The following is a 10351-nucleotide window of genomic DNA, read 5'->3' as shown; positions in this document are numbered from 1 at the left end:
CTCAACATTAACACGCTTGATTGCTTGCGCTAACATGTCTGCCAAGCTAACAACCCGGATTTTCTTACATTGCCTAGCTGCTTCTGACAGAGGAATTGTGTCAGTTACAACGATTTCATCTAAAGACGAGTTAACGATGTTATTGACAGCAGGACCAGACAACACTGGATGAGTAACATAAGCTCGTACGCTAATAGCGCCATTCTGCTTCAGTTGATGCGCTGCAGAACACAAGGTACCTGCGGTATCAACGATGTCATCAATAATGATGCAGTGTCTTCCGGCTGGTTCACCAATAATGTGCATTACTTCCGATTTATTGGGTCCACTACGCCGCTTATCGATAATAGACAATTCTGTGTCATTAAGAAGTTTGGCCATTGCCCTTGCACGAACTACTCCACCAACATCAGGTGAAACAACCATCAGATCAGTTAGATTTTGCTCTTTAATGTCTTCCAGCAGAACAGGAGTGGAATACACGTTATCTACAGGCATGTAGAAAAAACCTTGAATCTGATCAGCGTGTAAATCAACGGTAAGAACGCGGCAAATACCCACAGAGGCCATCATATCAGCAACTACTTTTGCGGTAATGGGTACTCTTGCGGAACGTACACGACGGTCCTGACGGGCGTAACCAAAATAAGGCACAACCGCGGTAATTCGTCCTGCTGATGAGCGTCGCATGGCATCTGCCATGCTTAATAACTCCATCAAATTGTCATTGGCAGGTGCGCAAGTGGATTGGACAACAAAGACGTCCCGACCACGTACATTCTCAAGTATTTCAACCATAGTTTCGCCATCGCTGAAAGTACCTACTGTAGCCTGACCAATAGGAATTTGCAGGTGAGAAGCTATTTTAAGTGCCAGCTCTGGATTAGCATTGCCGGTAAAGATCATCATTGTCGACATGTGCAAAAAACCTTAGATTTGAGTTTAATCAGGTGACTTAAACACATAGCAGAAGACAGCCAGAAAGATATAATTATTATTTGAGCGATCCGGTGAACGCATCCTTCCCGGTTATCTTCTGCCGTCTGTTTACTTGAATCAACAAGATTGTGGCTGGGGTGCTAGGATTCGAACCTAGGTATGCAGGGATCAAAACCCTGTGCCTTACCGCTTGGCGACACCCCAATAAGTTGTAGATTCTTTTTACTTCATCCTTGAACAAGCATTGTGTGCATTGCTGCAATGTGCTGCGTATTTTGCAGAGAATTTAAAAGCTTGTCAACGTTGGGAAGAAAAAATTATTCTGTAAGGTTTAGCTATAGAATGAGGAGAGGGAACGATTTGCTAAAGGCTCAAATTGTTCCCCGAAGCAATATTTCTAGACCCGCCAACGTCTAATAACCACTTTAATGAAGACACCATTGCCTTGTAATCTTATCTGGCTTGGTAGTACATACTTACCAACCGTCATATATTGAGGGTATTCAATCGTGTAGCCTGATTGTCGCAGCAAGGTTAAACGCTTAGCGTGATCTCTTTGAGCCGACTGGACAGCACCAGGTGCTGCTAAACCTCTTACCCAATAATAGAGACTATTAACAGGTAAGCGAACGCCAGTTTGTTGTCTTAGCAGCTCATCTCCATTAGATGAGGAAGCTGTTTTGGAGCCGTCACGCAAAGTAACCACCCCTCCTTTTTTATTGACAAGAACGGTCCCGCTGCCAATAGGCCCGGATAAACGAATTTGATATTGGCTAGGCCCGTTTTGTATCCAGCTAAGAGAGGCACTCCAGCCTTTGTTTTATTCCGTGCGGCCATTGCACCAGAAATTTCCCAGGAAGAAATCCCACTTGGAGAGTTACCGGCAACACGTAATTTGCCGTCAGCAGTGCGATTAGCATTATCAGCAGTTGTTACCGTTTTGGTGCCAGCAACGGTAGTTTTACCAGTCGTTGTTGACGTTTCTGCTGCAGACGTTGACGCAGACGATCCAATATTAGAATTTGTTTCAATTGCGGGACGGGGAGAGGCACACGCCGTCAAAAAACAACAGCGGTTAGAAAAAGATGTTTACTAGCAATCATTGCATTTCTCCAATCCACATTGTAAGAATTTTGCTAATTCACGCCAGGTACCTCGCTGCATTACTGCGGGTGGATTAACTAATCCCTGGACGCTGCCAATAGTTTTTCTATCCACAATACGCTAGACTTCCTAAACTTGCAATTGTGATGTGGCATTATGAAAAATAAAGCGATTTATCCTGGTACTTTTGATCCGATCACGAATGGTCATGTTGACATTATCGAACGTGCATCTCAGTTATTTCCTGAAGTAGTTGTTGCTGTAGCCAGTAATCAATCCAAGAGTCCTTATCTAACATTGCAGACCCGTATTGAGTTAATAAAAAAGGCTGTAGGGCATTTGCCGGGCGTCTTTGTTATTGGCTTTGACAATTTATTGATTGATTTTGCGCGAGAACAAAAAGCAGGCATTATTTTGCGTGGTTTGCGTGCGGTGAACGATTTTGAATACGAGTTTCAATTAGCGGGTATGAATCGTAAATTGTGTCAAGAAATTGAAACGCTGTTTTTAACACCTTCTGAACATTTGCTATTTATTTCATCTACTCTGGTGCGAGAAATTGCTCAACTTGACGGTGATGTATCGCAGTTTGTACCAGCCGCTGTCGTTCATGCCTTACAAGAAAGGAAGAGACAAACGCGATGATGGGAACAAAGGTTTTATTGGCGGTTATAGTTTTTTAATTCTTAATCCTGCCAGTGCAAAAGAATATGCTGAAAAGCCTTTAGGCTATGCAGTGACCTCTGCGCACCCACTGGCAACGAATGCGGGCTTGGAAATTCTTGCTGCTGGCGGTAATGCTTTTGATGCAGCAGTGGCTGTTGCAGCTGTACTCGCAGTTGTTGAACCCTATCATTCAGGGTTGGGTGGTGGTGGATTTTGGTTATTATATCAAGCGAAAGAAAAGAAGAATATTTTTATTGATGGTCGAGAAGCAGCACCTCTTGCTGCTTCCAAAAATATGTTTTTAGGCGCTGATGGCAATCCTGTTCCTGGATTATCATTAAATGGTGGCTTGGCTGCTGCTATTCCTGGTGAGCCAGCAGCATTGGTTTATATTGCTGAGCATTATGGCCGGTTACCCTTGGCCAGATCCTTAGAGCCAGCCATTCGTTTTGCTGAAGAAGGTTTTATTGTTGATCATCAATTTAACTATTTTTCAACAATGGATGATCGATTGCACATGTTACAGCGTTTTCCTGCCACAGCGGCAGTGTTTTTGCGTGCAGATAAACCGTATAAAATTGGTGAACGCCTGAAGCAACCTGATTTGGCGAAAACCCTGAGGTTACTCGCTACGAAAGGGCATGATGGATTTTATCGTGGTGAAGTGGCTAAGCGTTTGGTAAAAGGCGTCAATGCAGCCGGCGGTATTTGGTCGCTGAATGATTTGGCTGCGTATCAAGTCAAAGTACGAGAACCGTTACAAGGTGCTTACCATAATATGTTAATTATTACCGCACCACCCCCGTCAGCAGGTGGTGTGGCTTTATTAACCATGTTGAATATAGTATCTGCTTATCCTTTATCGACGTATAGCAAGAGCCAATGGATTCATTATGTGGTGGAAGCGATGCGACTTGCCTTTTGGCAGCGTTCGATGTTCTTGGCTGATCCGGATTTTGAACAAATCCCGCTTGATAAACTATTGTCAGCAGATAATGCAAAGCAGCTTCGCTCTTTAATTCCTCCAGACAAGGCGTTACCCAGTGATATTTTACAAGGCCAGGCAAGCAAAGAAGAAAGTGCGAATACCACGCACGTTTCTATCCTCGATCAGGAGGGGAATCGGGTCTCAGCTACCATGACAGTTAATTTCATTTTTGGCTCCAGTGTTGTTGCCGAAGGAACCGGTGTATTACTGAATGACGAAATGGATGATTTCTCCAGTAAACCCGGTGAGAGAAATGTTTTTGGCATGGTTGGTAACGAAAAAATAGTATCGCACCTGGTAAGAGACCTTTATCGAGTATGACGCCTAGTTTTCTTGAAATGCCTGGCCGTATCGCGATTGTTGGTACACCTGGCGGGAGTCGCATTCCGACAATGGTTTTTCTTGCAGCGCTGGTTTTTTATGACTACTCCGGAGCGATCTCAATGGTTTCGGCGATGCGTTTTCACCATCAATACTTACCAGATTGGCTACAGTTTGAGCCAGAAACGTTTCCCCCTGCGTTACAAGCAGAATTAAAGGCAATGGGATACAAATTAATGGCCTTGAATCAATATTATGGAGATATGCAGGCAATCACCTGGGATAAAGAAAAGAATTTCATCACGGCTACTTCCGATCCAAGGCATATCGGGTTAGCAGCCACTATTGTAGTCAATCAAGATGGCTATGGCGTCACCCACTAAAACTATTCCGGTGTAGTTTCTCCCACCAGCTCCTTGATAGACTGATAGACCTTTTGCACCAATTCATCTTTGTTTTTAGCAGTATATTGCGAGGCATCAATTGGTTTACCAACATGAATTTCAGCAATTTGATTGAGATTAAATTGGGTGGTCCTTGCAGGTAAAATATTATAAGCGCCCCGAATACCAATCGGAATAATGGTTGCCTTTGTTTCAATAGCAGTAATAAATGCTCCCTTTTTAAAAGGTGCTAATTTACCATCCTTTGAACGAGTGCCTTCCGGGGCTATCCACATCACAATTCCACTTTCTAGCAATTTACATACTTCAGCTAAATCTTTTATCGCCTGATGTCTATTTTTACGATCAATAAAAGGAAATTCTGCTGCTGTCATTCCTTTACCCATAATAGGAATTTTTGATAATTCCTTTTTAGCTAACATACGGATTGAATGATGGGGAAAGGCTTGAAAACTGAGCGGGATATCATAAAGGCTGCTGTGATTACACATAATGATGGTTGCTTTCCCTGTTTGAGGTTCGACTTTATAAGGGTTAACCACTTTACAGGTCACACCAACTAAATTTAGCAGACGGTTTCCCCACCGATGGATCACTGCATCAGACCATGCTCGGCTTTGCCTGCCAGACATGTGTTTAAGAATCGAACGCAAACAGGCATTGGCTGTACTGAGTATGGACAGAAATATTATCCACTGGGTGCGTAGTTTACTAATCTTCATAGTTAATCATTATCGTTAGAGAGGGTTGATAATACTGCATGTGCCGAATATTGCATAATGTAAAATGCGAAGGTTAAGCACGCGAGTTTGTCGTTAATTAACGAGATACTATTTGTTGTGTCTGCATAGCATTGAACGTCGAGGGCTGGCAGCGAGGACAAAAGGCAGAATTCCTTCCACCTATCACCGCCGTTGTAATCAATGTTTGACACTGAAAACAAGGAAGATTTTTTCGACCATAAACTTGTAAATCATTCGTAAAGTAGCCTGGTTTACCATCGACAGCATAAAAATCGCGCAACGTTGTTCCTCCAGCCTTGATGGCTTGTTCCAAGACCTGCTTAATATGTGTGACCAGTCTGTCATACTGAGTCAACGTAAGAGAACCCGCCGGTGTCAGAGGGTGGATGCCAGCTAAAAATAAGCTTTCTGTAGCATAGATATTACCTACACCAACGACCACGTCATTGCTCATAATAAAGGATTTAATACTTTGTTTTTTATGCCTTGCCCGCTGAATTAGATAGCCTCCAGTGAATGAATCATCCAAAGGCTCTGGTCCTAAATGAGCTAAAAGACGATGTTGATAAGGATCTTCTTTTAAATAAAGCCATAATCCAAAGCGGCGAGGATCATTGTAACGAAGGATTAATCCGTTCTGCAGTAACATATCAATGTGATCATGTTTAGTCGCAATAGATGTTTTATCCGTAATACGTAAATGGCCGGACATTCCCAAATGGATAAGCAAATAACCTTCGGATAATTGTAACAACAAATATTTAGCACGCCGATAAATTGCTTTCACTACCTGCCCAGCGCAGAGATTATCTAACGCAGGTGTAACCGGTAAGCGCAGTTGTGGCTGTCTTATTGTAATCTCTGTAATGGTCTGACTGAGTAAAAACGGGCTTAAACCACGCCTGGTCGTTTCTATTTCCGGTAATTCAGGCATTAGTCTTTATCGTTATGTTCAATAACTCGCCCTTCGCTTTTTGTGGGCACATTACTGGGAAAAAATAACTTTTTACGAAAGATATTGCCCAAAGAATACCACCTATTAATAGACCCCATATCAGTACATAAGAAAACATAATGAATAATCCGATGACTAATGCAATCGCTATCCCAAGCATGAGGAAAGGAACTATGTTTTCTAAAAGACGTTGTAATTTTTCATTCATTGAAATAGTCCTACTGTGAAGGAAATGAGCCATATCTCATTACCTTATGTGAAAATTATCGTCCACAAGTGGATACGATGCAATGCGAATTGTGCAATTTGTGGTATTATATAGAAGGTGCCTTGAAAAATTGTTGTCTCAATGCACAATTATTTACCTATTGGGGAGTAATCAATGATTTACGGTGTTTTAAATTTGTCGTTTTGGGGGTATGTAATAGCCACGATTGTGCTAACTCAAATAACTATCGCAGCCGTTACGATTTATTTACATCGTTATCAAACGCATCGTGCACTGACATTACATCCGATTATTAGTCATTTTTTCCGCTTTTGGCTATGGTTAACGACCGGTATGGTAACCGCACAATGGGTTGCCATTCATCGCAAACATCATGCGACTACTGATGTTGAAGGCGATCCGCATAGTCCTAAGGTTCTAGGCCTGAAAAAGGTATTCTGGCAGGGTGCTGAGTTATACAAAGAAGCTGCGAGCGATCAAGAAATGATTGCTAAATACTCGCATGGTACGCCAGATGACTGGGTGGAGCGTAATGTTTACTCGCGTTTTTCTGCCAAAGGTATCCTGTTAATGTTTATTGCTGACCTAGTACTATTTGGTCTTCCAGGTATTACTATTTGGGCAATCCAAATGATGTGGATTCCACTTCATGCTGCCGGTGTGGTCAATGGAGTAGGTCATCACTGGGGTTATAGAAATTTTGAATGTGCTGATACGTCAACCAATCTTATTCCCTGGGGGTTTTGGATAGGTGGAGAAGAGCTACACAACAATCACCACACGTTTGCCTCTTCTGCCAAATTTTCGGTGAAATGGTGGGAGTTTGATATCGGTTGGTTATATATTCGCTGCTTGGCTTTCTTAGGTTTGGCAAAAGTCAAAAAACTGCCGCCTAAATTGGCGATGGATGCTGGGAAATTACAAGTTGATCTTGAAACGGTTAAAGCAGTAGTTAGTAATCGCTTTCAGATTATGTCTAATTATTACAAACGTGTTATGCGTCCTATTCTTAAAGATGAGAAACGTATTAGCGAGAATAAAGGCCAGAAACACCTTTTCCAACGCGCTGGCCGTTTGTTACGCTTACAAGATAGCTTGTTGTCACCACGGGCAAAATCGCGTTTACAAGCGTTGTTAGCCAGTCATGAACAATTGCAGGTGGTTTATAACTATCGACAATCTCTGCAAAATATCTGGTTAAAAACAGCCACTTCGCAGAAAGAGTTGGTAGACGCCTTGCAAAATTGGTGTAAGCAAGCTGAAGAGTCTGGTTTAGAGGTGTTGCGCCAATTCGCTCAACAAATCAAGGGCTATGTTCCGCAACCAGTAAAAATTTAAACGATTGCTTATTTTAACTTGAGGCCGATCGGCCTCATCGTTAAGTAATGTCCCTACAGCAGGTTCGCCACCATCCATGTTGAGCATGGATGGTGGCGAATTTATTTTATCCGCTAATTGTTCTTCATTTTAAACGATTATTTATTTTCTGCTTGGCTCATGGCTTTCTTTTAATCGAATTACAAATTAAATAATAAAATTAAAGTAGTTACGCAGTGTTGGCATTGACATTGCTATATTTTTACTTTGAAGTAATAGACACCGGTATACATTATAGAAAGGAGTTATTTATGGAACGAATGACGGCTGTAGTTACTGGGGGTACTGGCGGAATAGGATCCGCTATTTGCCAACGTTTGGCCGCTAATTATCGAGTGATTGCCTGTTATTTTAAAGATGGTAGGCATGAAGAGGCGAAACAGTGGCAAGCAGCTCAAAAAGAGGTTGGCTTTGATATTGATATTTTTTATGCAGATATTGCCAAATTTGATGACTGTGAAAAACTAGCTGCTTTAATCTTAGAGCGATATGGCCAGATTGATGTTCTGGTAAATAATGCTGGAATAACAGTGGATTCCAGTTTCAAAAAAATGTCTCCCCAACAATGGCAACAGGTTATTGATGCAAACTTGACCAGTGTATTTAATGTGACACGTAATGTTTTGCCCGCCATGCTGGAAAGAAATTATGGCCGCATAATTACTATTTCTTCCATCAATGGTCGCAAGGGGCAATTTGGTCAATGTAATTATGCTGCTAGCAAAGCGGCTCTTTTTGGGTTTACCAAAAGTCTGGCGTTGGAGGTTGCTTCCAAAGGGATTACAGTCAATACCATTTCACCTGGTTATATTGAAACACCTATGTTAACAGGTGTCAGAGAAGACGTATTGAAAAATATTATTGCCAATATACCGGTTGGACGTTTAGGTACGGCACAAGAAGTTGCCCATGCTGTTGCTTTCTTAGCTTCACCAGACTCAGGGTTTATTACTGGTGCAAATCTGGACATTAATGGTGGTCAATACATGTAGCTCCTATGCTCATCAATGAAGGTAATCACATGCAAAAAAGAGAAAGTTGTATTAGTTACTGGTGGCACCGGTGATATTGGAACTGCTATTGCCAAACACTTAAATTCGCTCTATGGCAACATAATCGCCTTAGATGTCCTTGCTGAGAACAAAGGTACGTTATGGGAAGCTGAGCTCCATGAGGAAGGCTATCAACATACTTACTATAGGCATATGGATGTCACTGATTTTGACGAATGCAAAGTAGTTGTTGATGACATTGTCAAAGAATTTGGCCGTGTGGATGTGTTAATTAATAATGCTGGGATTACTCGAGATGCTGTCTTTAACAAAATGACCAAGCAACAATGGGATGCAGTCCTGACTGTAAATCTTGATGGGATGTTTAATGTAACTCGGCATGTCGTTGAATATATGCGCGATCAGGAAAGTGGGCGTATCGTTAATATTTCTTCTGTCAACGCCCAAAAAGGACAATTCTCCCAAGCCAATTATGCAGCATCCAAGGCGGGGGTTTATGGATTCACTAAAAGTCTGGCGCAAGAGTTAATGGCAAAAAATATTACGGTCAATAGTTTGTCGCCGGGCTATGTTAATACGCGATTGATGAAAGGTATCAGACCCGATATTTTGGAATCAATCATTGCGTTGATTCCTGCTAAACGCTTGGCTGAGCCGGAGGAAATTGCATGGGCTGTCGAGTTTCTAATCAGCGATAAAAGTCGTTATATCACCGGTGCGAATTTAAGTGTAAACGGTGGCCTGCATATGTATTAAAATCTAAGCTTACAGACTCGAACTGTAAGCTTAAAGTCAGTAAAGAGAGTAAAATGGCAATTAGATTGATTAAAAAATATAAGAATCGCAGGCTTTATGATACAGAGAAAAGCCAATATATTACCGTTGAAGAATTGCAGCGATATGTTGTGGATGGCATTCCTTTTCGAGTCGAAGACTCAACGAACGGCAAAGACATAACCAACGTTACCCTACTACAGATTTTTGTGGAGATGGAAAGTGGTTCCAGTCAATTTCTTTCTGTCGACATGTTGCGGCAATTAATTATGTTGGCTCATCATCCAATGAATCAAGCCTTTAAGGGAATGTTAGAACAGATGTTTTCGTCTCTGGAAAAATCATTGCAAACGAATCCTTATCTCAAAGATTATCAGCAAACAACGGATGTATTGTCGCAGCAGATGCAGCAATTGTTTAAGCAATGGCAGGGATTTTTCAAGCAGTAAAAGAAATTATGCTGCATTGCGAAAAAATTAACAAAACCCTTGACAAGCATAGCGTATAAGTACTAATCTAATATTGTGCAGTGCAACATAAACGGAGAAAATCATGAATCAAGCTTCTTTTGAGAAATGGAGTGAAATGGCTAAAAAGGCACAAGAACCTTTTCAAGCAATCGCTGAGCTTAATGTTAAAACGTTACAAGGTTTAACTTATTTAAAACCAGAGGAATTAGCGAGCCTCAAAAAACCAGAAGAATTATTGGAAAAAGCAAATCAATTTGGCAGTTGAAAATGGCCATAAAGCGTTGGATTACATGCAAAAGTCATTTCAAATTTTTGAAAAAGCAATGCTATCTCTGGTTCAGGAAGTAAAAATAAAGCTGGGGAAAAGA

At 41.5% G+C, this 10351-nt stretch carries 11 protein-coding genes, 1 tRNA gene and 2 pseudogenes; 8 read left to right on the top strand and 6 right to left on the bottom strand.

Annotation, left to right across the window (positions count from 1 at the left end):
- From BN58_RS01295 to lolB, 3 genes are all read right to left on the bottom strand, one after another.
- Positions 1-918, bottom strand: a 918-nt coding sequence (locus tag BN58_RS01295) for a ribose-phosphate pyrophosphokinase (RefSeq protein WP_040916000.1), incomplete at its 3' end; no start/stop codon positions are given.
- Between the two features lie 150 nt (positions 919-1068).
- Positions 1069-1143, bottom strand: a tRNA-Gln gene (locus BN58_RS01290).
- A gap of 193 nt (positions 1144-1336) precedes the next feature.
- Complete coding sequence (lolB, locus tag BN58_RS21070) at positions 1337-1702, bottom strand: lipoprotein insertase outer membrane protein LolB (RefSeq protein WP_232220252.1); 366 nt, start codon at positions 1700-1702, stop codon at positions 1337-1339.
- Positions 1703-1723: 21 nt separating this feature from the next.
- Here lolB and BN58_RS32360 point away from each other — a divergent pair, with 21 nt between their 5' ends.
- The 3 genes and pseudogenes from BN58_RS32360 (at position 1724) to ggt (ending at position 4401) form a co-directional block, all read left to right on the top strand.
- Positions 1724-2035 carry a hypothetical protein gene (locus BN58_RS32360; protein WP_019215283.1) on the top strand — a complete coding sequence of 104 codons (312 nt, stop codon included), beginning with the start codon at positions 1724-1726 and terminating at the stop codon, positions 2033-2035.
- 164 nt (positions 2036-2199) lie between these two features.
- Positions 2200-2688, top strand: coding sequence for a pantetheine-phosphate adenylyltransferase (gene coaD, locus BN58_RS01275; RefSeq protein WP_019215281.1), 489 nt, complete (start codon positions 2200-2202; stop codon positions 2686-2688).
- Positions 2654-4401 (top strand): annotated as a pseudogene (ggt, locus tag BN58_RS21060) (gamma-glutamyltransferase). The gene coaD and the pseudogene ggt overlap by 35 nt, the downstream one beginning before the upstream one ends.
- Before the next feature lie 2 nt (positions 4402-4403).
- Here ggt and BN58_RS01265 read toward each other — a convergent pair.
- The 3 genes from BN58_RS01265 to BN58_RS21055 form a co-directional block, all read right to left on the bottom strand.
- Positions 4404-5144 (bottom strand): lysophospholipid acyltransferase family protein, encoded by a 741-nt coding sequence (locus BN58_RS01265; RefSeq protein ID WP_026069175.1) that lies wholly within the window; start codon positions 5142-5144, stop codon positions 4404-4406.
- A 97-nt stretch (positions 5145-5241) separates the two neighbouring features.
- Complete coding sequence (mutM, locus tag BN58_RS01260; RefSeq protein ID WP_019215279.1) at positions 5242-6099, bottom strand: bifunctional DNA-formamidopyrimidine glycosylase/DNA-(apurinic or apyrimidinic site) lyase; 858 nt, start codon at positions 6097-6099, stop codon at positions 5242-5244.
- The gene (locus BN58_RS21055; RefSeq protein ID WP_232220250.1) at positions 6092-6361 is read right to left on the bottom strand and encodes a hypothetical protein; all 270 of its coding nucleotides are present in this window, start codon (positions 6359-6361) and stop codon (positions 6092-6094) included. Before BN58_RS21055 ends, mutM begins: the two co-directional genes overlap by 8 nt.
- Positions 6362-6502: 141 nt before the next feature.
- Here BN58_RS21055 and BN58_RS01250 point away from each other — a divergent pair, with 141 nt between their 5' ends.
- The 5 genes and pseudogenes from BN58_RS01250 to BN58_RS21050 all read left to right on the top strand — a co-directional run.
- Positions 6503-7687 (top strand): DesA family fatty acid desaturase, encoded by a 1185-nt coding sequence (locus tag BN58_RS01250; protein ID WP_019215278.1) that lies wholly within the window; start codon positions 6503-6505, stop codon positions 7685-7687.
- Between the two features lie 290 nt (positions 7688-7977).
- Entirely contained in the window at positions 7978-8718 is a 741-nt protein-coding gene (gene phbB / locus BN58_RS01245) for an acetoacetyl-CoA reductase (protein ID WP_019215276.1), read from the top strand.
- 15 nt (positions 8719-8733) lie between these two features.
- Entirely contained in the window at positions 8734-9495 is a 762-nt protein-coding gene (gene phbB / locus BN58_RS01240) for an acetoacetyl-CoA reductase (RefSeq protein WP_019215275.1), read from the top strand.
- Between the two features lie 53 nt (positions 9496-9548).
- Positions 9549-9962, top strand: a complete 414-nt coding sequence (locus BN58_RS01235) for a polyhydroxyalkanoate synthesis regulator DNA-binding domain-containing protein (protein ID WP_019215274.1) — start codon at positions 9549-9551, stop codon at positions 9960-9962.
- Positions 9963-10065: 103 nt separating this feature from the next.
- Positions 10066-10351, top strand: a pseudogene (locus tag BN58_RS21050) (phasin family protein); the annotation flags it as partial.

Origin of the sequence: Legionella tunisiensis, assembly GCF_000308315.1 — a bacterium.
Classification (GTDB): domain Bacteria; phylum Pseudomonadota; class Gammaproteobacteria; order Legionellales; family Legionellaceae; genus Tatlockia; species Tatlockia tunisiensis.
Note: the sequence above shows the minus strand (reverse complement) of the source record. Positions and strands in the feature narration are given on the sequence as shown.

Excerpts from the sequence above, each read along its gene's own strand:
- mutM (WP_019215279.1), bottom strand. The coding sequence starts at position 6,099 with ATGCCTGAATTACCGGAAATAGAAACGACCAGGCGTGGTTTAAGCCCG.
- phbB (WP_019215276.1), top strand. The coding sequence starts at position 7,978 with ATGGAACGAATGACGGCTGTAGTTACTGGGGGTACTGGCGGAATAGGA.
- BN58_RS01265 (WP_026069175.1), bottom strand. The coding sequence starts at position 5,144 with ATGAAGATTAGTAAACTACGCACCCAGTGGATAATATTTCTGTCCATA.
- phbB (WP_019215275.1), top strand. The coding sequence starts at position 8,734 with ATGAAGGTAATCACATGCAAAAAAGAGAAAGTTGTATTAGTTACTGGT.
- BN58_RS21055 (WP_232220250.1), bottom strand. The coding sequence starts at position 6,361 with ATGGCTCATTTCCTTCACAGTAGGACTATTTCAATGAATGAAAAATTA.
- BN58_RS01235 (WP_019215274.1), top strand. The coding sequence starts at position 9,549 with ATGGCAATTAGATTGATTAAAAAATATAAGAATCGCAGGCTTTATGAT.
- BN58_RS01250 (WP_019215278.1), top strand. The coding sequence starts at position 6,503 with ATGATTTACGGTGTTTTAAATTTGTCGTTTTGGGGGTATGTAATAGCC.
- coaD (WP_019215281.1), top strand. The coding sequence starts at position 2,200 with ATGAAAAATAAAGCGATTTATCCTGGTACTTTTGATCCGATCACGAAT.